The sequence below is a fragment of the Kitasatospora sp. NPDC048286 genome, assembly GCF_043201735.1.
Classification (GTDB): Bacteria; Actinomycetota; Actinomycetes; order Streptomycetales; family Streptomycetaceae; genus Kitasatospora.
This window is the reverse complement of the sequence record NZ_JBICZE010000015.1, coordinates 210,272-232,314: the sequence shown is the minus strand read 5'-3', so window position 1 is coordinate 232,314 and position 22,043 is coordinate 210,272. Positions and strand designations below refer to the sequence as shown.

Below are 22,043 nucleotides of genomic sequence, written 5' to 3'. Positions count from 1 at the left end.
GGGGGTTACTTCGGATCTTGCGGTTCCGGGTTCAAGTCCCGGGCGTGCCGTGCGCGAGCGCGGCCGCTAGCTCAATCCGGTAGAGCACAAGGCATACACCTCCGCCGACGTCGGCCGCCCCGCGGCCGGCACGATCTCGGGCACCCCTGGCCGCGGCATGCCTCCCTCCCCACCGACACCAGCAGGCCGAGGGGGGCCGCCACATGTCCAGGTTCAACTTCCGCAAGACCAAGGCGAGTCCGAGCTCGCCGGTGGCCACCACCGGCCGGCGCACCGTCAACCACAACGGCGGCACCGGATTCGTCCGGGACCGCAAGTCCGAGCTCTTCCTGCTCGCGGTGGCCAACATGGTCGGCCAGGACACCTTCCACGAGCGCGGCGGCGAGCGCGACGACCGCTACACCGCGCTGGTGCGCGAACTCGCCGTCGCCGAGCCGGAGTGGACCCTCGGGCTGCTGCGCTGGCTGCGCCACGGCGCCCAGATGCGCACCGCCGCCCTGGTCGGCGCCGCCGAGTTCACCCGGGCCCGGCTGGAAGCGGGCGCCCACGGCCACTCCCGGCAGGCCGTCGCGGCGGTGCTGCGGCGCGCCGACGAGCCCGGCGAGCTGCTCGCCTACTGGACCTCGCGCTACGGCCGGGCACTGCCCAAGCCGCTCAAGCGCGGCGTCGCGGACGCCGTCCGGCACCTGTACGACGCCCGCTCGCTGCTCAAGTACGACACCGCGGGCAAGGGCTACCGCTTCGGCGACGTGATCGAGCTGACCCACCCCTCGCCGGCCCCCGGGAACGAGTGGCAGGGTGCCCTGTTCGCGTACGCGCTGGACCGCCGCCACCGCCCGGAGGAGGCCGTCCCGCCGGCCGCCGACCGGATGCTGACCGCCAACCGGGCGCTGCTCGCGCTGCCCGTCGAGGAACGCCGGGCGGCGGTGACCGCCGAGGGCGGCGCCGAGCGGTTGGCCGCCGCCGGGCTGACCTGGGAGGCGCTGGCGGGCTGGCTGCAGGGGCCGCTGGACGCCGCGGCCTGGGAGGCGGTCATCCCCTCCATGGGACCGATGGCGCTGGTGCGGAACCTGCGCAACTTCGACCGGGCCGGGGTCTCGGACGCCGTCGCGGCCGAGGTGGCCCGGCGGATCTCCGACCGGGGCGAGGTGCGGCGCTCGCGCCAGTTCCCGTTCCGCTACCTGGCCGCGCACCGCAACGTGACCTCGCTGCGCTGGGGGCACGCGCTGGAGACCGCGCTCGGCCACTCGCTGTCCAACGTGCCCGAACTGCCCGGCCGGACGCTGGTCCTGGTGGACCGCTCCGGTTCGATGTTCGACCGCTCCGGCGGGCCGACCGAGCTCAACCGGGCCGACTCGGCGGCGATCTTCGGCACCGCGCTGAAGGTCCGGGCCGCGGAGGCGGACCTGGTCGAGTTCGGCACCACCAGCCGGGTGGTCGAGGTCGGCCGGGGTGAGGCGGTGCTGCGGGTGCTGGACCGTTTCTCCGAGCTCGGCGGCACCAACACCGCCGACGCCGTCCGCACCCACTACCGCGGCCACGACCGGGTGGTGATCGTCACCGACGAGCAGACCGGCCCGAACCACTGGGGCGGCGACCCGCTCGCCGCCGTCCCGGCCCACGTGCCCGTCTACACCTGGAACCTGGCCGGCTACGCCACCGGCCACGGCCCCAGCGGCGGCGCCCACCGGCACACCTTCGGCGGCCTGAGCGACGCGGCCTTCCGGCTGATCCCCCTCCTGGAGGCCGGGGCGAACGCCCACTGGCCCTGGGAGGAGTAGCGGAACGCCGGGACGGCGCCGGGGAGAGGGAAGGGAACCACCGAAGGGAACGGCTCCCTCCCCTCTCCCCTCCCCGGCGGTCGGCCCCGCCGGTCGGGCGGATGAGCCCGGTCACAGGCCCCGCCGGAGCGTCTCGACAGCCCCGTAGACTCGGGTGATTGTGACTGCCACCGCCCCGATCCCCCAGCCCTCGCCGTCCGCCCGGCTGTCCGCCGCGCCGGCCGCCTACCCCGCGCCGATGTACCCGCACAAGGCCACCGAGGCCCAGCACCGCGAGCGTCGCATCCGCAGCTTCCAGCCGCGCCGGGGCCGGATGACCAACGCCCAGGCGAGCGCCCTGGACCGGAGCTGGGAGACGTACGGCATACCCATCGACGGCACCCCGCTGGACCTGCCGGAGCTGTTCGGCGGCCTGCCGGTGACCCTGGAGATCGGCTTCGGCATGGGCGAGACCACCGCCGCGATGGCCGCCGCCGACCCGGACACGGGCATCCTCGCCGCCGACGTGCACACCCCCGGCCACGGCAACCTGCTCGGCCTGCTGGAGCGCGACGGCTCCCGGAACGTCCGGACGGCCGCCGGCGACGCGGTGATCCTGCTGCGCGACATGCTCCCGGACGCCTCGCTGGCCGGTCTGCGGGTCTACTTCGCCGACCCGTGGCCCAAGCCGAAGCACCACAAGCGCCGACTGGTCCAGCCCGCCTTCCTCGACCTGGTGCTGCCCCGGCTCGCCCCGGGCGCCCTGGTGCACTGCGCCACCGACTGGGAGCCGTACGCCGAGCAGATGCTGGCCGTGCTGTCCGACTCCCCGGAGCTGGAGAACCTGCACCCCGAGGGTGACGGGACCGGCTGGCTGGAGCCCGCGGACCACCCGGACGGCAGCATCCCCGGCTACGCCCCGCGGCCGGACTGGCGCCCGGTCACCAAGTTCGAACGGGCCGGGATCGCCAAGGGCCACGTCGTCCACGACCTGCTGTTCCGCCGCCGCTGACCCACCGGCACCGTTCGAACGGACGCCCGCGCGGCGGCCGTTCGGGCCGGCCGGGGACGGCCGGTCCGGCCCGATTCCTCCCGACGGGCCGCCACCGTGGCCTACCCTGTGCCGCATGGGCAGCCCGTCCGGCGGCGGGTTCCGGACGAACGGCCGGACGACGGCCGGCGCCGCCGCCGACGCACCGGAGACGGTCCCGAGCACCGGCGGCACCCGGACCATCCCGGGGCCCCGGAGGCGCCGGGCCCACCGCCTGCTGTCCCGGCCGGGTACCGCCGCCGGGCCGGTCCCGGCCGTCGGCCCGGGGGAACGGCGCCAGGAGCCGGCCGGGGCCCCGCCGGGCCGCGGCCGCTCGATGGCGCTCTCCTCCGTCACCGCGACCACCGTGCTGACCCTGATCGGCTGCGGGGTGCTGATCCTCCACCTGGTCCAGCGGCAGACCGGCACGGTCGGCCTGCTGGTCGGCCTGGGCCTGGCGATGGTGCCGCTGCCGTTCGTCCTCGGCGGCCTGGCCTGGCTCAACCTCACCGCCCGGGTGCCGCTGCGGCACACCGTCTTCTGCCTCGGCTGGGGCGCCTGCGCGGCCACCACCGTCGCGATCCTCGCCAACAACTGGACGGCGAGCTACCTGACCCGGCACCGGGGCCCGTTCGGGGAGCTGCTCGGCGCCGGGATCGCCACCCCGGTGATCGAGGAGACCGCCAAGGCCACCGCCCTGCTGGTGCTCCTGCTCCCGCTCGGCCAGCGGCTGCGCTGCCGCGGCCGCCACACCGGGCGCCCCTGCGCGCCGCTGCTGCGCCGGTCGCCCGCGCCCCGGAGCCCGCGCCCGTACCCGCGCCACCCGGTCGGGCCGCACGCCCGGGGCCGGCTGCGGCTGCGCCCGTACCTGCGGCCGCTGCCCTACCTGCGCCCGGCCCCGCCCTCCGGCGCGCCGCACCACCGCTCCCGGCCGCGCACCCTGGCCGCCGGGGTGGTGCTCGGCGGGATGACCGCCTGCGGCTTCGCCTTCACCGAGAACGCCCTCTACCTGGGCCGGGCCTTCACCAGCGACCAGCGCCAGCGGCTGGACAGCATCGGCCTCGGCGACCCGCCCAGCCTGCGCGACTTCGACAGCACCGTGCAGACCTTCGTGCTGCGCGCCCTGCTCTCCCCCTTCGCCCACCCGCTGTTCACCGCGCTGACCGGCATCGGCCTGGCCGTCGCCCTCACGACCGCGCGGCGCTGGCTGGCCCGGTTGGCGGCGCCGGCCGGGCTGCTGCTGGCGATGGCGCTGCACGGCACCTGGAACGCCGCCGCCGACCTCGGCACGGACGGCTTCCTGGTGGTGTACGGGGCCCTGATGGTGCCCTGCTTCGCCGCGCTGGTCTGCTTCGCGGCCTGGGCGAGATGCCGTACGGCCCGGCATCCGGTGCCCGGCCGGGTGCCGGGCACCGGGGTGTCCTGAGGAACCGATTTCCCATCTCGGCGACTTCCCCGTATTGTTGTGTTCACCGACGCGGGGTGGAGCAGCTCGGTAGCTCGCTGGGCTCATAACCCAGAGGTCGCAGGTTCAAATCCTGTCCCCGCTACTCAGTAGCCGAAAGGCCCGGAGGATTCGTCCTCCGGGCCTTTCGCGTTTCCGGGTACGGGCAGAACACGGTCCTGCCACGAAGCTGTAACAGCAGCCGGTCCGGTGATCCACTGTCGGGGGCCTGAACCATACTGATGAAAAATTCATCACATTTGGGGCGGGCTGTTCGGGCCGCCCCGGACAGGAATCACCTCATGCTGTCGAAGCGACTGGTCAGCACCGCCGCGATCTGCCTCGTCCTGGCCGCCGGCACCGCCGCGTGCGGCACCGAGAAGAGCGACGGGAAGGCCGGCGACGCCAAGGCGGGCGCCTCGAAGAAGCTCGACACCGACAAGCTCAGCGCCCAGGACATCATGAAGCAGGCCAAGGAGGCCCTGGCCTCCGCGACCTCCCTCAAGATGGCCGGCACCGTCGACGCCGGCGAGGGCAAGATGGAGATGAACCTGTCGATGGACAACAAGAGCCAGTGCACCGGCACCATGGCGATGCCGGGCATGGGCAAGTTCGAGATCATCAGCGACGGCAAGACCTCCTACGTCAAGCCGGACACCGCCTTCTGGACCAACGTGGGCGGCCCGAACGGCGCCAAGGCCGCCGAGCTGTTCAAGGGCCGCTACCTGACCGGCTTCGAGAACGACCCGACGATGGGCTCCCTCACCAGCATCTGCAACCTGGCCGAGTTCAGCAAGAAGATCACCGAGGACAAGAGCACCGCCAAGGAGAAGGCCGAGAAGGGCTCCGCCGGCGAGGTCAACGGCGTGAAGACCTTCAGCCTGAAGTCCACCGACCCCAAGGGCGGGGTCTCGACCATGCAGATCGCCACCGAGGGCAAGCCCTACCCGGTGCGGGTCGAGCACTCCGGCGGCGAGGACGGCAACGGCAAGATGGACTTCTCCGACTTCGACAAGCCGCTGACCATCCAGGTCCCGTCGCCCGACAACACGATCGACTTCACCAAGTTCAAGGACCAGATCAAGAGCGCCTGAGCGACGGACGCGGCAACCGCGCAATAAATCCGTTGCCCTCCGACCGGTGCGCTGCCTACGCTGGCAGCACACTGAAGGGAGGTGATCCTGAGTTGAGTTACATCAGGATGCGTGAGGTGGCTGCTCGCTAGAGCCGCCCCTGCCTGCGCAGGGTGAGGCCCTCGGCCTCCGGCAGGCGAAATCCAAGCAGTCACCCGGCCCGCGGGCTCACCGGTACATCCCCGGTGCCTCGGCGCCTGGCCAGTGCACGGGCCGGCGCGGAGGAGCAGCCCGCGGGCCGTCTGCGTTCCCGGGGAGCTTCCGGCATCGGTTCCGGAGGCTCCCCGCGGCGTGTCCGGGGTCAGCCCGGGGCGTGGCCGGGGGCCGCCCGGGGCGTGGCCGCGGCCGCGGCGCCGCGGCGCTAGAGTCGGCGCGGGTTCCGGGGCGGAGCGGAGCGGCGCGGACACAGGGGGTAGGCGATGGCGAAGGCGCGACGACTGGGCGGCGGGGCGACCGTGCTGCGGACGGCGCGGTGGGGCGCCGCCGGGGCGCTGGCCGGGACGGGGCTGGTCGGGCTACTGCTGTTCGCGCTCGGCCGGGAGCACGTCTGGCAGGCGCTCGGCGGCGGGCTGGTGGTGGTCGGGGCCTCGGTGGTGCTGGGCGGCGGGCTGGGCTTCCTGTTCGGGGTGCCCCGGGTGCGCGGCGGCGCCGGCTCCGACGACCCGCCGGGCTCGTACGCGCCGAACACCAATCTGGAGCAGGTCTCGGACTGGCTGACCAAGGTGCTGCTGGGCGTCGGGCTGACCCAGCTCGGCTCGCTCGGCGAACGGCTGCACGACCTCGGTACGGCGCTGGCGCCCGTGCTCGGCGGAGGCGAGGCGGCGGTGCCGTTCGCGGCGGCGCTGGTGCTGTACTTCCTGGTCTTCGGCTTCCTGGCCGGCTGGCTGGTGACCCGGCTGGCGCTGCCCCAGGCGCTGACCGAGACCGACCAGGCGCTGGACCTCTTCCTCGCCGGGCAGGACCGCGACCGGCACGGCGACAAGGTGGGCGCGGACGACCTGCGGGTCCGCGCGATGCAGCAGCTCGGACTGCTGGGCGGCACCACGGAGCGCCCGGCCGCGCTGGCCGCGCAGCTGCCGCCCTCCTCCGGCGCGCCGGCCGGGCCGGAGGGCGTGGTGGCGGAGGTCCGCTCGACCGCTCGGCGCTCGGCGCTGACCGCCGAACAGGTGCGGGCCCTCTTCGCGGACGGCTCCGAGGGCCGGCGGATCCAGGCGCTCGCGCTGATGCAGGGCGATCCGGCGCTGGCGGACCTGTCGAGCGTGCTGGACGCGATCGAGCACCCGCGCTCCGACTTCGAGCAGTACCACGCGCTGCTGGCCGCCCGGGGGCTGCTGTACCGGCTGCCCGCCGACGGGGCACAGCGGCTGCGGGACGCGGTGGCGCGGCAGCTGGTCGACCCGCGGGGCATTCCGTACGGGTCGGACCGCAGCTGGCTGGCGGAGAAGATCCTCTCCCGACTCCCGGCGGCGGCCGTCCTGCCGGAGCGGCCGACGGCGGGAGTGCCGGCGCAGCCGGACGCTGGGATCAACTCCTAGACGAGTGAATCGGATTGCCTGGTTGAGCAAGGACCAGGACCTTGGGAGATGCGGACGGTCGGCTTCACTCGGGAGAGCTGAGTTCGGCCATTTCACCCATCAAGCGCCGACAGGCCGGAATAGCCTCAGGAGCAACACCACAGGCACAGCGAGAGCTTGACCGCCCTGCGACCAGGGCAGGAAGGGGTGCAGGGCCGTGACCGCGCCGAAGTCGAGGACGAGGCAGTACCCAATGGCTTGGCAGTACGGCGGCGACCAGGTCCAGCGCGCGCGTCAGCGGGCGGGCGTGACCCGGCAGGAGTTGGCCGAGGCGTCCCACTACGACATCGAGAGCATCCGGTCGATGGAGGCCGGGCGGCGCAAGCCGACGCTCCAAATGCTCCGGGCAGCAGATGAGTTGTGCGACGCGAAGGGCATGCTGATCGCGGCAGCCGAATTCATGGAGCCGGAGAAGTTCCCGACCTACTCGAAGGACTACACGGACACCGAGCGCGAGGCGATCGCCATCCAGGGATACGAGGCGCTGCTCATCCCCGGGTTGCTCCAGACCGAGGAGTACGCCCGGGAGCAGATCAGCCACAGCTTTCCTCCTTTGGACGACGAGACCGTCGAAACACGAGTCGCCGCACGGCTCCAGCGCCAGGACAAGCTGCGCCACTCTCCCACCACGATGTTCGGATTCGTCATCTACGAGGTGGCGCTCCGCACCGTCATCGGCGATGCCGGCCTCATGAAGCGACAGCTTGAGCAGCTGCTCGACGTCTGCAAGCTTCGGAATGTCGCCATCCAAGTCCTGCCGGTCAACCGTGCGATCCATGTCGCCATGGAGGGACCGATGATGATCCTTGAGACGCCCGAGCACAAGCTCCTCGGCTATGTGGAGGGGCAGTACGCGGGGATCCTGTCGGCCGACCCCGAGAAGGTGAGCATCCTCGCCCAACGCCATGCCATGATCCGCTCGCAGGCCCTCAGTATCGAGGAGTCGGAAGCGTTCATCAGAACGGTGATGGAGGAACTATGAAGTGGTTCAAGTCCAGTTACAGCGACTCGCAGGGCGGCGCCTGCGTCGAAGTGGCCGTCTCCTGGGTGAAGTCCAGTTACAGCGACTCACAAGGCGGCAACTGCGTCGAGGTCGCCGCCTGCCCTTCCACCATCCACGTCCGCGACTCCAAGGACAAGGCCGGCCCGACCCTCGCCTTCTCACCCGAGGCCTGGTCCGCCTTCGTCTCGTTCGCCGCCGAAGCTCAAGGGGCGCCCGTCGAGTGACCCTCAATGGAACGGTGGGGTAAACCACCTTCCAACCACCCCTGCGAGCAGCAGATATGACTTATCGTCACGACTTTTCCACGGGCAGTTCGGCCATGTAGCGTGCGCAGCAACGAAACAACCCCCGCCGGTGTTAGCAGCACCGAACGGGGGTCTGACCGGCACGATCGACGGACTCTAAGGAATCGATCCTGTGGCTGCCCACAACTCTACCGCCATGGCCGTCCCCGGGTACGGCAAGCAGTCCGCGCCGGAGCAACTCCCCCGCTCCGCGACCGACTTCGCCCACCTCCCGGTCCGCGAGGCCTACCTCGCCTCGCTCATCGACCACCTCCCCGACGGCGCCGCCATGGACATCAAGTCCCTCGCCGTCCTCCAGCCCCACTACGGGCAGGCAGCCTGCCGCACCGCCCTCAACAGGCTCTCCACCGCAGGTCACCTGCGCCGCGTCCGCGAGCGCCTCAGCTCCAAGGACTGCCGCTGGGTGTTCCACACCTACTTCTCCCGCACGCCCCGCTCCGACGCCTGGTGGAACCGCTTCCTCGCCACCGGCGGCAGCGGCGACACGGGCGACACGGGCGGCACGTCAACGCCCGCCGACCCCGATCCCCCGGACGAGCGAACGGCCGTCCGCAACCACACCCCGCTCCCCTCGGTCGCCTACGCCGCCCTCGCCGACCTCGGCCTCGCCGACCCCCGCCTCGCCCTCTCCGCCGCCGACTGCACCGCCCTCGAACCCCTCGCCGCCGAGTGGTTCGCCCGGGGCGCCACGCCCGCTCTCTTCACCGTCGCCCTCACCAACGGCCTCCCGCCCGACATCCACAGCCCGGCCGCCTTCACCCGCCGCCGCCTCCTCGACAAGCTCCCCCCACACCGCCCCCAGGCCCACCCCCAACAGCTCACCCGCGTCCCCGAGTGCACGGCCTGCCGCACCCCCTGCCGCCCCCAAGTCCTCCTCGGCGGCCTCTGCCGCGCCTGCCGAGGCACCCCGGCACCCCCGCCGCCCCGCCCGGGCGCACTCCCCCCGGCCGCCGTCCACCGCCGCGCCGCCCAGGCCAGAGAAGCACTCAGACGGAACAGCGCCCCGCCCTCACCCGTATACGCCTAACCGACCCGGACGGTGAAGCGCAGTTCGGGGCGGTCCCAGGTGATCCGCCCGGCGGCCGGGAAGGTGCCGACGCGTTCGGCGCCCACCCGCAGGTAGAACTGCTCGGCGGGCGGGTTGGAGACGACCCGTACCTCGGCGATGCCGGCGCTGCGGGCCAGCTCCAGCATGTGCGCGATCAACTCGCGGCCGGTGCCGCGCCCCTGGGCCTCGTCGGCGACGAACATCAGGTCCAGTTCGGCCGGTTCGCGGATCAGGCCGTAGAAGCCGAGCAGCTGCCCGGTGGCCTCATCAGTTGCGAGGAACACCTCGTGACGGGCGATGTACTCGGGCGTCACCCGGTAGCCCTCAAGCATCGGGGCGTACTGGCCGTGGTAGGCGGAGGACGCCTGGACCAGGTCGGTGAGCAGGTCGGCGTCGGTCTCGTCGGCGCGCCGGATCATGGTCTCGTTCATGCCGGTGAGTATAGGAGCGCACCCCGGCACTGACTATTACATGCTCACGGGGAGCGCGGCCCGGCGACGACGGTCGGCTGCCCGCAGCACCAGGACTCGATGGGTGCGGCCGTCCACCGCGCCGGGCAGCCGGCGGACCTCGCTGGCTATCCGGTGCTCGCCGAGCGCGTACCGCAGCGGGTCGAGGTGGCCGCAGCGGTGGCCGTACCCGTCGCACAGTGGCTGGACCCGGACCTCGCCGTCCACGGCGGTGACCCGGACCAGCTCCACCAGCGCGGCCAGCTGCCGCTCCAGGCCGAAGAGTTCGGGATAGGCGAAGAGCAGGTACCCGCTCAGAGTGAGGGCGAACGAGCCGTCCGCGAAGGGCAGCCGGGGCAGCTCGGCGGCCACGTACCGCTGCGGGTGGGCGGCCGAGTCGGCGGCGAACAGCCGGCGGGCGCGGTCCCAGCTGCGCAGGTAGCGCTCAGGCCGGCACGGGCGGGGCAAGGGGTAGAGCTGAGGGCGGGCGGCCATCGCGGTGGCCATCGCGGCCCGGGCGGCCAGCGCGCGCTCCGCGACCGCCGACGGCGGCAGCGCGTACGCCGGGTCTGCGGCGACCACCCGGCAGCCCAGCTCGCGCGCCTCGGCGGCCAGTCCGGCCGCGCCGCCGGGGCAGTCCAGCAGCGGCCCGGGCAGCGCGGCGAGCCCGGCCCGGGTGAGGCCGAACAGGGCGCAGTACTCGTCCAGCGGACGGGAGGTGACCAGGACGTCCGGGGGGACGAGGGGGATGCCGGCGGCCACCCGGTCATCCGAACACGCGGCGGCCCCGCCCGCATCCGGAGTACGGTCCGGATGCAGGTGGGGCCGAAGTGGGAGAACGGGCGGTCAGCGGCCGAGCAGGCCCTGGGCGGCGGCCCGGTTGACGTTGGTCAGGCCGCGGACCAGCTGGGTGGTGAGGAAGACCAGCACCAGTCCGAGGACCGCGAGTCCGGCGATCTGCCACGGCGCCTGGACGTCGTACACGTGCCGGATGCCCTCGTCGTCGGTGAAGTCGAACACCCGGTACCCGTTCCAGGGGGTGTAGGTCGGGAAGACCCAGTGGTACAGCGGGTAGAGCGTCAGGACCCAGCCGAGCACCAGGAACACCAGCGTCACCACGAAGCTGAACAGCGCCCAGGGGAACATCACCACCTGGTACAGCACGGCCTTCCAGCCGGCCCCGTCCGCCAGCCGCGCGGTGACGGCGCCCCAGCCGCCCGGGCGGACCTGGCGCACCGGCTCCGGGCCGGGGACGTCCAGGGCCAGCATGCCGCGCACCCGGGCCCGCTCCAGCCGGCCGAAGCCGCGGGCGAGGCCGGTCAGGGCGCCCAGCACGGGCAGGCCGATGACGGTGATGAAGGTGCCGAGGCCGAGGCAGAACAGGATGATCGAGGAGGCGAACCCGGCGATCGCCACCGGCAGGCCGCTGAGCGCGAAGCCGACCTCGCGGTAGTAGTAGGCCGAGAACGGCGCCCGCCACAGCGCCGGCCGCCGCGCGGTCCGGCGGGCCCGGGCGGGGCGCTGGTCGTCACCGTGACCGCCCAGGACGTCCCACTCCCGGTCCTCCATGCTGCGGCTGCTGCTCATGCTCCCGGCCCCCGGCCCCTCGTACTGTCGGTCGTTCGTCCCGCTGACGAGGTCCAGTCTGGTGGACGCGCCGACCGGCGGGGATCCGGAGGCCCGGCGGATCCGGGGTGGGGTTAACCCCCCTCCGCCCGGACGGCCGGGCCCGGCCACTCGTCGGCGAGCAGCGAGTAGACGTACGAGTCGGACCAGACGCCGTCCTTGAACCCGTCGTGCCGCAACCGCCCCTCCCGCCGGAAGCCCAGCCCGGTGAGCACCTTGACGGAGGCCGTGTTGTCCACCGCGACCCGGGCGGCCAACCGGTGCAGGTCCAGGAGACCGAAGGCGAGGCCGCAGAGCAGGTCGGTGATCTCGCCCGCGTAGCCGCGGCCCCAGGACTCGCGGGCCAGCACGCACCCGAGCCAGGCGGCGCGGTGCCCTTCGAGGGTGAGCGAGGCCTGCCCGATCGGCGTCGCGTCGTCCGGCTCCTCGGCGTCGGCGAGCCTGGTGACGGCGAGCCGGTAGGTGTCCCGCTCCTCGGCCATCGCCTCCTCCAGGTAGAGCTCGACCTGGTCGGCGCAGTCCTCCCGGTCGCTCGGCCCGAAGGGCAGGTACCGGGTGACCTCCGGGTCGCCGAACAGCGCGTGCAGCGCGTCCACGTCGCCCTCGGTGTGGTGGTACTCGCGGACGGCCAGTCGCGGGCCGGTGAGTCGTACGGGGACCATGGCTGCCGACCCTATCCCCGCCCGGCGGCTACCGTTCGGACTATGAACGACGAAGACCTGCGGCTCGCCCCGCGCACCAAGGCCGCCGACCTGCTCGCCTGGGCGGCCGAGCAGGGCCGCGCGCCGGTGGCCGAGGGGCCGCTGCGCGCGGTGCTGGCGCTGCTGGAGCTGGGCGAGGGCAGGATGCACGACGGCTGGCCCGAACTGACCTCCGACGCGGTGGAGCACCTGCTCCACGAGCGGCTCCACCTGTACGTCCAACCCGCGCCCGAGGAGGACCCGCTCGCCTACGGCGACGCCGTCCGGCTGCTGGTCGACCACCAGCGGGCGGCCCGCCGGCTGAACGCCAAGCGCCAGGAGCGGCTGCACGAGGAGGCCGAGTGGCAGGGCGAGGTCGCGACCGGGCTGCTGCGCCGCGCCGACCTGGTGACCTGGCCCCGGCTGTACGCGCTGCTGCTGCACGCGCACGGGGCGGACGTCACGGACCCGGAGGCGGTGCGGGAGTGGCTGGCCGGCTTCGGGGAGTTCACCGAGGAGGAGCGGCTGGCGGCGTTCGAGGCGCTGGCGTCGGCCGGCTGGCTGGACGAGCCGGACGAGCGGGGCTGGGGCCCGGCCCGGGTGCTCTCGGTGGGCATGGCCACGGACGGCGCGCGTCGGCTGCTGGAGCAGGGCCTGATGCGGCGCAGCTACCGCAACCTGGCGCAGCTGACCGCGCTGGGACGGCCGATGCCGGACGAGCTGACCGGGGACTTCGGGAGGTTCGAGGAGGCGGCGGTGGACGCGGCGCTCGACCTGTTCGGCGACTGGACGGTGCCGGGGCTGCCGCGGCTGCTGGTGACGGAGTTCCCGGAGCTGGCGCCGGAGCCGGGCCCGGAGGAGATCGACGCGTACCTGGCGCAGCTGCCCGTCGAGGAGTGAGACGCGGCGCGGGAGGCCCCCGGCCCGGGGGCCTCCCGCGGGTGCGTCGGTGCGCGGGTGTCAGGGGTTGAGGCCGCGCTGCTGGAGCCAGGGCTCCGGGTCGACCGGGGCGCCGCCGCCGGGGCGGACCTCCATGTGCAGGTGGGGGCCGGTGACGTTGCCGGTCGCGCCGACCTTGCCGATCTGCTGGCCGGCGGCGACGTTGCCGGAGCCCTTGGTGATCGAGGAGAGGTGGCAGTACCAGATCTCGGTGCCGTCGGGCAGGGTCTCGACGATCCGGTAGCCGTACGAGCCGGCCCAGCCGGCCGAGGTGATGGTGCCCTGGCCGAGCGCGTGGACGGGGGTGCCGGTGTCGGCGGCGAAGTCCAGGCCGGTGTGCAGGTTGGCCCAGTAGCGGGCGCTCTGGCCGTAGTGGGCGGAGAGCCGGTAGTCGTCCACCGGGAGGGTGAGGGCGGCGGCCTTGGCCCGCTCGGCCTCCTCGGCGGCGCGCTTGGCCTCGGCCTCCTTGGCGGCGGCCTTGGCCTCCGCCTCCTGGGCGGCCTGCAGCCGGGCGGTCTCCTCGGCGGCGGTGCGCTGGCTGTCGGCCTGGTGCTGGATGCGGGCGGCGAGCGCGAGGCCGGGGTCGGCGGCGAGGGCGACCGGGGTCTCGTCCGGGACCTCGACGGCGGGGGCGGCGGCCGGGGTCGCCGAGGCGAAGCCGGTGGCGCCCAGCGTGGCGGCTACGGCGGTGACGCCGAGCAGCGGGGAGGCCCCGCGGGTCTGACGCGGCATCCGGTGGCGGTTGGTGTCGGCCTCCGCGGCGAACGCCTCCGGGCCGAAGGCCTCGGGGCCGTCCGGGCCGGGGTGGTCGAGGAGCTGGGTACCGGCTGCGGGGCCGGCCGGGTGTGCCGGGGTGTGCGTCGACGCCACGGAGGCGCGCTCCTTTCCTTCCTTCGCGCCTACCGGGTTAGCTGACGGGTTCGGAGCAGGAAGGTCTCCTACGGCCGGGCCGGAGCCCCGCCGATTCACCCCAAGGAACATGGTTCCCCGGCTCCCTGACCTGCCCGGGGGCGGGTCGGCGGGATTAGGCGACGGCGCACGGTGCCGTCTGGGTACGGCGTTGACAACCGCGCTGCGTTATCAAACGTTAATCCTAGGAGGCTCTGATTCCAAGCCATCCGTTTCGGGCCGCCCGATGGCAGGTGAACGGACGTCAACGAACGGCCCCTCACGCACGGCCCCATCTGAGTACCCCTACTCATGTGCGGCCCGGCCGGGCGGCCGCATCCTGACGCCATGAGCGCACCGATGCAGACCCACACCACGGCCGCGTACCACATCCAGGCCATCCTCTCCTTCGCCCTGTCGGGCATCGCCCTCGCCGCCGGGATCGCCTACCTGCCGGTCGGCGGGTGGACCCGGGCCTTCCTCGGGATCGGCCTCCTCTACACCGTCACCTCCGCGTTCACGCTGGCGAAGGTGGTCCGGGACCGGCAGGAGTCCAGCGAGATGGTCACCCGGGTGGACCAGGCCCGGCTGGAGAAGCTGCTCAGCGAGCACGACCCGTTCAAGGTGGAAGGGGTCTGACCGCACCCGTCCGACCACGCCCCCTTCCCCTGGCCCGTTTCCCCCGGCCCGCCGACCGCTTGACGGCTAAGGCTATTAGCCTTAGCTTTATGGCTATCGGCAGTACCGCCGATGCCCCGCACCCGCGGCCCGAGGAGGACCCCGTGAACGGCACCATCACCCCGAGCACCCAGTACCTGACCGTTCCCGGCGGCCGGATCGCCTTCGACGACACCCGGCAGGGCGACGGCACCCCCGTCGTCCTGCTCCCGGGCATGCTCGACAGCCGGGCCGCGTACCGGCACCTGCGCCCGCTGCTGGTCGCCGCCGGCCACCGGGTCGTCACCATGGACCTGCGGGGCTTCGGCGAATCCTCGATCAGCTGGGACGACTACGGCCCGGCCGCCATCGCCGACGACGTCCTCGCCCTGCTCGACCACCTCGGCATCGAGCGCGCCGTCCTCGCCGGCAACTCGTACACCGGGGCGACGGTCGTGAAGGCCGCCGGGGACGCGCCCGAGCGGGTCGCCGGGATCGTCCTGATCGACGCCTTCGTCGAGAGCCCGCCGCCGGGCGCCCTGATGCGCGGCGTCATGGCCCTGATGGGCACCGCCCTCGTCCACTGGCCGGCCTCCTGGGGCTTCTACCTGCGCCGGATGGCCTTCCCCGGCGCCAAGCCCGCCGACTTCGACGCGTACGTGGACGGGCTGGTCGCCGCGCTGCGCACCCCGGGACGGAAGACCGCCACCCGCGGGTACGTCCACGGCGACTCGGCGCCGGTCGGCTGGACGGCCGCGGTGCGGTGCCCGGCGCTGGTGGTCATGGGCGGCAAGGACCCCGACTTCCCGAAGCCGGAGCTCGTCGCCGACCGGCAGGCCGCCGCGCTCGGCGCGCGGAAGGCGATGATCGAGGGGTCCGGGCACTACCCGATGGCCGACAACCCGGCGGCCACCGCGGACGCCCTGCTGTCGTTCCTCGCCGAACTCGGCTGAGCGCCGCCGCCGCCGACCCCTGCCCACCCCTGACCCTGCCCGACCCGCCGACGTCACCGGCACCCGCCCGGCAGCGCCCGACGTCACCCGACTTCGACCCGTACGGAGAGCCCGAGCCCATGCCCCGCGTAGGACTGACCCCCGACCAGGTCGTCGACCACGCCCTCGCCCTCATCGACGAGCAGGGCGCCGAGGCCCTCACCCTGGCCTCCGTCGCCGCCCGGGCCGGGGTCGCCACCCCCTCGCTGTACAAGCACGTCAGCGGCGGCCTCGCCGAACTGCGGCGGCTGATCGCCGTCCGGGTCACCGGGGAACTGGCCGACCGGCTGGCCGAGGCGGCCGTCGGACGCAGCGGGGACGACGCCGTCTCCGCCGTGCTGCGCGCCTACCACGCGTACGCCACCGAGCACCCGCACCGCTACAACGCCCTCCCCCAGGCCCCGCAGCCGGACGACGACCTGGCCCGCGCGGCCGCCCGGCTGGTCGGAGTGATCGTCGCCGTCCTGCGGGAGTACGGCCTCGACGGCTCCGAGGCGATCCACGCCGCCCGCACCGTCCGCTCCCTCGCCCACGGCTTCGCCTCGCTCACCACCGCCGGCGCCTTCCAGCTCGCCGAGGACCTCACCACCACCCAGGACCGCCTCATCGCCACCCTCACCACCGGCCTGCGCGCCTGGCCCGCGTAGCGGACCGGCGCCGGCGCGGCCCGGCGCCGGTGTTCCGCACCCGGACGCGCCCCTTCCGAACACCGTGCGCACAGACCCCACACATCGTGGAACGCGATCCGGCCACCCGGCTCGATTCCGACGCTGCCCGCCGGTGCCGGTCAGGCCGGTCGGCCCCCTCGTCAGGCGGTGGGATCGGGGTCGAACGAGTGCCGATTGCCGCCGAATTGACTCGATATTGACGAGATCCGGTCACTTGGCGAGATCCGTTCACACCTTCGTAGGATCATCACCCTAGAATTCGCCGCGTGACGATGACTCAGTGGTCCGTAACGGCAACCGGCGTACTCGCCGTCCTCGCCCTCGTGGCCGCCGCGCGGTACCGCGCCGTGTCCGTCACCCAGCGCGGCCGCGCCGACCGGCTGCACGGCGAACTCGCCGCCGTCCAGGAACAGCTGGCCGCCGAGCTCTCCCGCCGCGGCGCCGACCTCGCCGCCGTCCAGCAGGAGCAGGAGCACACCGCCTCCACCCAGCGGGCCTTCCTCAGCGTCGCCCGCCGGATCCTGGTGATGGCCCACGACCAGCAGGCGCTGCTCGACGAGATGGAGCGCACCCACGACGACCCGGCGCTGCTGGAGGGCCTGCTCAAGGCCGACCACGCGGCCGCCCAACAGGCCCGGCTGGCCCAGACCCTGGCCGTGCTGTGCGGCGCCCGGGCCGGCCGGCACTGGCCGGAACCCGTCTCCCTGGAGGACGTCGTCCGCGGCGCCCAGTCGCGCATCCTGCCGTTCCAGCGCGTGGTGGTGCGCAGCCGGATCGAGACCGCGGTGGTCGGCGCCGCCGCCGAGGCGCTGATCCACGCGATCGCCGAGCTGCTGGACAACGCCACCCGCTACTCCCCGCCCAGCACCCAGGTGTTCGTCACCCTGATGCCCGTGCACAACGGCGCCGTCATCGAGATCGACGACGGCGGCGTCGGCATGCCGGAACAGGCCGTCGCCAAGGCCGCCGCCGCACTGGCCGGCGGCAGCACCCTGGAGGTCTCCCGGCTCGGCGAGGTGCCGCAGCTGGGCCTGGCCGCGGTCGGCCGGCTCGCCGAGCAGTACGGCTTCCGGGTCACGCTCAGCTCGGCGCCCTCGCCGTACGGCGGCGTGCGCGTCGTCCTGCTGCTCCCGAACGCGCTGCTCACCGAGCCGCTGCCGCCCACCGTCCCCGGCCTCGGGCCGGACGACCGCGCGTTCAACCCCGGCCCCCCGCCGGCCTCTCCCGCCGGCCACCCCCTGGTGGAGACCCCACCGACCGGCCGGCACGCCGCCGACGGCACCCCTCCCCCGCTGCCCCGCCGGAGCCACCGGCGCGACCGCAACAGCCGCCCGGCCCAGCACGCCGCTCCCCCTCCGCCGCCCGCGCCGCCCTACCGCTCGGCCCGGGACGCGCAGGCGTTCATGGCGATGTTCCAGGCCGGAACCGCCAGCGGCCGGTCCGCCGCCCGGGCCCAGGCCCAGTTCGACCCTTCCCTGCCCGCTTCCCCCCGACTTCCCCAGCGCTCCGGAGAGTTCCATGACCACCACCCCTGATCTCGGCTGGCTGCTCGCCGACATCATCGCCGTCCCGCAGGTCCAGCACGCCGTCGTCGTCTCCAACGACGGCCTGGAGATCGGCCGCAGCGAGGGCATCGGGCGCGACGACGCCGAACGGCTCGCCGCCGCCTGCTCCGGACTGCAGTCGCTGGCCCGCGGCGTCGCGACGGGCTTCGGCGGACCGGGCAGCGCCACCCGACAGATCATCATCGAGTACGGCGGCGGCTACCTCTTCGTCGTCGCCGCCGGGGCCGGCGCGCACCTGGCCGTGGTGACCAGCGAGGCGGTCGACGCCGGCCTGGTCGCCTACCAGATGCAGGTCCTGGTCGAACGGATCGGCACCCACCTCACCAGCCCGCCGCGCGTCGACCACGCGGCGGGGGGCCACCGGTGAGCGGCCCGGTCCGGCCGTACGTCATCACCGGTGGCCGCAGCCGCCCCACCCGGGCCGAGCTGGCCGTGGAGAGCCTGGTCAGCGCGTCACCCGAACCACCGGACCTGCCCGAGCACGAGCTGCTGAACCGCGAACACCGGCGCATCCTCGACCTCTGCCACAGCCTGCTGTCCATCGCCGAGGTGGCGGCCCACCTGGGGCTGCCGCTCGGCGTCGTCAAGGTGCTGGTCGGGGACCTGTGGGACCTCGGTGCCGTGCAGGTGCTCCCTCCCGTCCCGCAGGCCGAACGCCTGCCCGCAACCCTCCTGGAAGAGGTGCTCGTTGGCCTCCGCCAACTCCGCTGAAGCCGTCCCCGGGTCCGCCGGGTCCGCCGACGGGCCGCAGTACCTGCCCTCCTCGGTGCAGGGCGCGGTCAAGATCCTGGTCACCGGTCCGTTCGGGGTCGGCAAGACCACCCTGGTCGGTTCGCTGAGCGAGATCACCCCGCTGCGCACCGAGGAGACCATGACCGCCGCCAGCGCCGGCGTGGACGACCTCACCGGGCGCCCCGGCAAGACCACCACCACGGTGGCGCTGGACTTCGGCCGGATCACGCTCAACTCCCGGCTCGCGCTGTACCTGTTCGGCACGCCCGGGCAGCAGCGGTTCTGGCCGCTCTGGGACGACCTGTCGCGCGGCGCGCTCGGCGCCATCGCCATGGTCGACCTGCGCCGCCCGGACGAGAGCTTCGACGTGCTCGGCCGGCTGGAGGAGCAGCGCATCCCGTTCGCGGTCGCGGTCAACACCTTCCCGAACACGCCGAGTTACCCGGAGGAGGAGCTGCGCTCCGCGCTGGACCTGCTGCCGGAGGTGCCGATCCTGCACTGCGACGCGCGCGACCGCCGGCAGTCCTACGACCTGCTGATCGACTTCGTCGACCACCTGCACCGCAGCTCGATCCTGGAGCTCCAGCGATGACCGCTCCCGAACACCCCGTGACCCCCGGCACCTCCGGCGGGTGCCCCGTCGCCCACGGCGGCAGCCTGCCCGGCGGGCTGCCCGTGGGCGTGCCGCTGACCCCGCTGTACGGCCCGGCCCTCGCCGAGGACCCGCACGGCCTGTACGCCCGGCTGCGCGAGCGCTACGGGCCGGTCGCGCCGATCGAGCTGGAGCCCGGGGTCGAGGCCTGGCTCGTCCTCGGCTACCCCGAGCTGCTCGAACTCACCCGCAACGAGGCGCTGTTCTCCAAGGACTCGCGGCGCTGGCGGGTGCCCGCCGAGGGCCGACTGGCCCCCGACTCCCGGCTCCAGCCGATGACCTCCTGGCGCCCCACCGTGCTCAACCTGGACGGCGCCGAGCACCAGCGGCTGCGCACCGCCGTCGCCGACACCCTCGCCCAGATCGACCACCGGCAACTGCGCGGCACCACCGAGGCCGCCGCCAACGGGCTGATCGACAGCTGGGGCCCGGACGGCACCGCCGACCTGGTCACCCAGTACGCGAACCGGCTGCCGCTGCTGGTCTTCACCCAGCTGCTCGGCCTGCCCACCGACGCCGGTCCGCACCTGATCCGGCTGATCAACGACATCTCCGACAGCGGCGCCGAATCGGTGCGCGCCAACGAGGAGTTCCACGCGATCCTGGTCGACCTGGTGCGCCGCCGCCGGGCCGAGCCCAGCGCCGACCTCACCTCCTGGCTGCTGGCCCACCCGGCCGCGCTGACCGACGAGGAGGCGGTGCACCACCTGGTGGTGATGATGGTCGCCGGGAACGAGACCACCATCGGCTGGACCGGCAACACGCTGCGGCTGCTGCTCACCGACCGGCGCTTCCGGGCCACCCTCACCGGCGGGCGGCTGACCGTCTCCGACGCGCTGGAGGAGGTGCTCTGGCGCGACCCGCCGACGCAGAACTTCCCCGGCCGCTGGGCCACCGGCGACACCGTCCTCGGCGGCCAGTACATCAGCGCCGGCGACCTGCTCGTGCTCGGCCTGGCCGCGGCCAACGCCGACCCGGCCGCACAGGGCGTCTCGGCCGCCGCGCAGGGTTCGCTGGGCGGCAACCGGGCCCACCTCGCCTGGGGCGCGGGCAAGCACGTCTGCCCGGCCCAGCAGCCGGCCAGGATCATCGTCGAGACCGCCGTCGAGACCCTGCTGCACCGCCTCCCCGACCTCCAACTGGCCGTACCGGCCGGCGACCTGACCTGGCGCCCGTCCCCGTGGGCGCGGGCCCTGAACGCCCTTCCGGTGCTCTACAGCGCCTTCACCCCACCCCGTCCGCCAGCCCCCGAGAGGCCCGCATGGACACCACCGACGACGGAACCCGCGCCGAGCCCGTCAAGCTCGACCCCTTCGGCCGCGACCAGCACGGCGAGAACGCCCGGCTCCGCGCGGCCGGCCCCGCGGTCCTGGTGGAGCTCCCTGGCGGGGTGGTGGTCTGGGCGGTAACCCACCACGACACCCTCCAGGCGCTGCTGGCCGACCCCAGGGTCGGCAAGGACGCCCGGCTCTGGAACACCTTCCGGGAGGGACGACTGCCGGAGGGCTGGCCGCTGCTCAACTTCGTCACCGTCCCCGGCATGGTCACCGCCGACGGCGAGGACCACCGGCGGCTGCGCGGACTGGTCTCCCAGGCCTTCACCCCGCGCCGGATAGCCGACCTGGCCCCCGCCGTCGAGGCCCGGACGATCGCGCTGCTGGACGAGGTCGCGAAGCTGGAGGGCGAGTTCGACCTGCGGCGGCACTTCGCCTACCCGCTGCCGATGCAGGTGATCGGCGAGCTGCTCGGCCTCGCGCTGGAGCAGCAGGACGAGCTGCACGAGCTGTCCGACACCATGGTCTCCAGCTCGGCCACCCCGGCGGCGGCCGTCGCCGCGCAGCGGGGCCTGAACGCGCTGCTGGCCAAGGTCGTGGCGGCCAAGCGGGCCGAGCCCGGCGACGACCTGACCTCCGACCTGATCGCCGTCCGGGAGGAGGGCGACCGCCTCAGCGAGGCCGAGCTGGTCGGCACCCTGCTGCTGATGCTGGTCGCCGGGCACGAGACCACGCTCAACCTGATCACCAACGCCGTCCGCGCCCTGCTCGCGCACCCGGACCAGCTGCGGCTCGTCCTGGACGGGGAGCAGCCGTGGTCGGCGGTGGTCGAGGAGACGCTGCGCTACGACTCCCCGGTCGGGCAGTTCCCGCTGCGCTACGCGATCGAGGACATCGAGGTCGGCGACGTGGTGATCCGGCGCGGCGAGGCGCTGCTGGCCTCGTACGCGGCGGCCGGGCGGGACTCCGGGCACCACCCGGACGCGGACCGCTTCGACCTCACCCGGCAGCCCGCCAGGCACCTGTCGCTCGGCCACGGCCCGCACTTCTGCCTCGGCTCCGGGCTCGCCCGCCTGGAGGCCGAGACGGCGCTGCGGCACCTGTTCGCCCGCTTCCCGGGGCTGGCCCCGGCGGAGGGCAGGACCGACGAGCCGATCGCCTCGTTCGTCAGCAACAGCGTGCACACCCTGTGGGTGACGGTCTGATCCCGCCGGTTACCTGAGGGCGGTCCGGGTCGTTCGGCAGGGCATGAAGAAACTCGCCACCCTGGCCGCCCTCACCATGGCGGGCCTCGCCCTCGCCGTCCCGGCGGCCTCCGCCACGACCCAGACCGCCGCCTCGCCGGACGTCACCGGCGGGCTCACCGACGGGCTCACCCTCTCCCCGGCCGACCTCGCCCTGAGGACCGCCGGCAAGCTCCCGGTGGTCGGAAAGGCCGCCAACGAGATCGAGGCGATCGGGGACAACCAGATGGAACACCCGGGGCTCAGCGGGCACGTCCTGAACTGACGGCCGCTCGGGTGCTCGACCCGTGGGCGGCCGGCCGACCCCCGAACGGCCGGCCGCCCACGGCCGTCGGGCCGCTTCCGTCGGCCCGCTTCCGTCGGCCCACGGTGCCGAGCCC

Annotated in this window: 23 protein-coding genes, 1 tRNA gene and 1 riboswitch; of the genes, 19 read left to right on the top strand and 5 right to left on the bottom strand. The window is 73.7% G+C overall.

Annotated elements, in window-relative coordinates:
* Positions 1-203 precede the first annotated feature (203 nt).
* The 9 genes from ACGF13_RS32005 (at position 204) to ACGF13_RS31965 (ending at position 9,276) form a co-directional block, all read left to right on the top strand.
* The gene (locus ACGF13_RS32005) at positions 204-1,781 is read left to right on the top strand and encodes a TROVE domain-containing protein (RefSeq protein WP_392881906.1); all 1,578 of its coding nucleotides are present in this window, start codon (positions 204-206) and stop codon (positions 1,779-1,781) included.
* A 160-nt stretch (positions 1,782-1,941) separates the two neighbouring features.
* Positions 1,942-2,772, top strand: a complete 831-nt coding sequence (gene trmB, locus ACGF13_RS32000; protein WP_392881903.1) for a tRNA (guanosine(46)-N7)-methyltransferase TrmB — start codon at positions 1,942-1,944, stop codon at positions 2,770-2,772.
* 115 nt (positions 2,773-2,887) lie between these two features.
* A complete protein-coding gene (locus ACGF13_RS31995; RefSeq protein ID WP_392881901.1) occupies positions 2,888-4,216 on the top strand; it encodes a PrsW family intramembrane metalloprotease in 1,329 nt (442 codons plus the stop codon).
* 50 nt (positions 4,217-4,266) lie between these two features.
* A tRNA-Met gene (locus ACGF13_RS31990) sits at positions 4,267-4,340 on the top strand.
* A gap of 196 nt (positions 4,341-4,536) precedes the next feature.
* Entirely contained in the window at positions 4,537-5,328 is a 792-nt protein-coding gene (locus tag ACGF13_RS31985; protein ID WP_392881900.1) for a hypothetical protein, read from the top strand.
* 458 nt (positions 5,329-5,786) lie between these two features.
* Positions 5,787-6,902: a hypothetical protein gene (locus tag ACGF13_RS31980; protein ID WP_392881898.1), complete on the top strand. Its 1,116-nt coding sequence runs from the start codon at positions 5,787-5,789 to the stop codon at positions 6,900-6,902.
* Between the two features lie 232 nt (positions 6,903-7,134).
* Entirely contained in the window at positions 7,135-7,923 is a 789-nt protein-coding gene (locus ACGF13_RS31975; protein ID WP_392881895.1) for a Scr1 family TA system antitoxin-like transcriptional regulator, read from the top strand.
* The gene (locus ACGF13_RS31970) at positions 7,920-8,168 is read left to right on the top strand and encodes a DUF397 domain-containing protein (protein ID WP_392881893.1); all 249 of its coding nucleotides are present in this window, start codon (positions 7,920-7,922) and stop codon (positions 8,166-8,168) included. Before ACGF13_RS31975 ends, ACGF13_RS31970 begins: the two co-directional genes overlap by 4 nt.
* A 193-nt stretch (positions 8,169-8,361) precedes the next feature.
* Positions 8,362-9,276, top strand: coding sequence for a hypothetical protein (locus ACGF13_RS31965; protein ID WP_392881891.1), 915 nt, complete (start codon positions 8,362-8,364; stop codon positions 9,274-9,276).
* Here the strand turns inward: ACGF13_RS31965 and ACGF13_RS31960 are convergent.
* From ACGF13_RS31960 to ACGF13_RS31945, 4 genes are all read right to left on the bottom strand, one after another.
* Positions 9,273-9,728, bottom strand: a complete 456-nt coding sequence (locus tag ACGF13_RS31960; protein ID WP_392881889.1) for a GNAT family N-acetyltransferase — start codon at positions 9,726-9,728, stop codon at positions 9,273-9,275. The genes ACGF13_RS31965 and ACGF13_RS31960 overlap by 4 nt on opposite strands.
* Positions 9,729-9,764: 36 nt before the next feature.
* Positions 9,765-10,508 (bottom strand): hypothetical protein, encoded by a 744-nt coding sequence (locus ACGF13_RS31955; protein WP_392881888.1) that lies wholly within the window; start codon positions 10,506-10,508, stop codon positions 9,765-9,767.
* Between the two features lie 84 nt (positions 10,509-10,592).
* A complete protein-coding gene (locus ACGF13_RS31950) occupies positions 10,593-11,333 on the bottom strand; it encodes a sensor domain-containing protein (RefSeq protein ID WP_392881886.1) in 741 nt (246 codons plus the stop codon).
* 113 nt (positions 11,334-11,446) lie between these two features.
* Positions 11,447-12,034, bottom strand: a complete 588-nt coding sequence (locus ACGF13_RS31945; RefSeq protein WP_392881883.1) for a GNAT family N-acetyltransferase — start codon at positions 12,032-12,034, stop codon at positions 11,447-11,449.
* Between the two features lie 42 nt (positions 12,035-12,076).
* Between ACGF13_RS31945 and ACGF13_RS31940 the strand changes: the two genes are divergently transcribed.
* Entirely contained in the window at positions 12,077-12,952 is an 876-nt protein-coding gene (locus tag ACGF13_RS31940) for a hypothetical protein (RefSeq protein WP_392881880.1), read from the top strand.
* A 60-nt stretch (positions 12,953-13,012) separates the two neighbouring features.
* Here the strand turns inward: ACGF13_RS31940 and ACGF13_RS31935 are convergent, their stop codons facing one another.
* Positions 13,013-13,861 carry a M23 family metallopeptidase gene (locus ACGF13_RS31935; RefSeq protein ID WP_392881878.1) on the bottom strand — a complete coding sequence of 283 codons (849 nt, stop codon included), beginning with the start codon at positions 13,859-13,861 and terminating at the stop codon, positions 13,013-13,015.
* 12 nt (positions 13,862-13,873) lie between these two features.
* Positions 13,874-14,032, bottom strand: a riboswitch (cyclic di-AMP (ydaO/yuaA leader).
* 195 nt (positions 14,033-14,227) lie between these two features.
* Between ACGF13_RS31935 and ACGF13_RS31930 the strand changes: the two genes are divergently transcribed.
* The 9 genes from ACGF13_RS31930 to ACGF13_RS31890 all read left to right on the top strand — a co-directional run bounded on the left by ACGF13_RS31930 (position 14,228) and on the right by ACGF13_RS31890 (position 21,928).
* Positions 14,228-14,518, top strand: a complete 291-nt coding sequence (locus ACGF13_RS31930) for a YiaA/YiaB family inner membrane protein (RefSeq protein ID WP_392881876.1) — start codon at positions 14,228-14,230, stop codon at positions 14,516-14,518.
* 143 nt (positions 14,519-14,661) lie between these two features.
* Complete coding sequence (locus ACGF13_RS31925) at positions 14,662-15,489, top strand: alpha/beta fold hydrolase (protein ID WP_392881873.1); 828 nt, start codon at positions 14,662-14,664, stop codon at positions 15,487-15,489.
* Between the two features lie 119 nt (positions 15,490-15,608).
* Positions 15,609-16,175 (top strand): TetR/AcrR family transcriptional regulator, encoded by a 567-nt coding sequence (locus tag ACGF13_RS31920; protein ID WP_392881871.1) that lies wholly within the window; start codon positions 15,609-15,611, stop codon positions 16,173-16,175.
* A 293-nt stretch (positions 16,176-16,468) separates the two neighbouring features.
* The gene (locus ACGF13_RS31915; RefSeq protein ID WP_392881934.1) at positions 16,469-17,731 is read left to right on the top strand and encodes a sensor histidine kinase; all 1,263 of its coding nucleotides are present in this window, start codon (positions 16,469-16,471) and stop codon (positions 17,729-17,731) included.
* Entirely contained in the window at positions 17,715-18,128 is a 414-nt protein-coding gene (locus tag ACGF13_RS31910; protein ID WP_392881869.1) for a roadblock/LC7 domain-containing protein, read from the top strand. The genes ACGF13_RS31915 and ACGF13_RS31910 overlap by 17 nt, the downstream gene beginning before the upstream one ends.
* Positions 18,125-18,472: a DUF742 domain-containing protein gene (locus ACGF13_RS31905; RefSeq protein WP_392881867.1), complete on the top strand. Its 348-nt coding sequence runs from the start codon at positions 18,125-18,127 to the stop codon at positions 18,470-18,472. Before ACGF13_RS31910 ends, ACGF13_RS31905 begins: the two co-directional genes overlap by 4 nt.
* Positions 18,450-19,085, top strand: a complete 636-nt coding sequence (locus ACGF13_RS31900; protein WP_392881864.1) for an ATP/GTP-binding protein — start codon at positions 18,450-18,452, stop codon at positions 19,083-19,085. The genes ACGF13_RS31905 and ACGF13_RS31900 overlap by 23 nt, the downstream gene beginning before the upstream one ends.
* Positions 19,086-20,406: 1,321 nt before the next feature.
* Positions 20,407-21,624, top strand: a complete 1,218-nt coding sequence (locus ACGF13_RS31895) for a cytochrome P450 (protein WP_392881862.1) — start codon at positions 20,407-20,409, stop codon at positions 21,622-21,624.
* Between the two features lie 43 nt (positions 21,625-21,667).
* Positions 21,668-21,928, top strand: coding sequence for a hypothetical protein (locus ACGF13_RS31890; protein ID WP_392881861.1), 261 nt, complete (start codon positions 21,668-21,670; stop codon positions 21,926-21,928).
* The last annotated feature ends 115 nt before the right edge of the window (positions 21,929-22,043 follow it).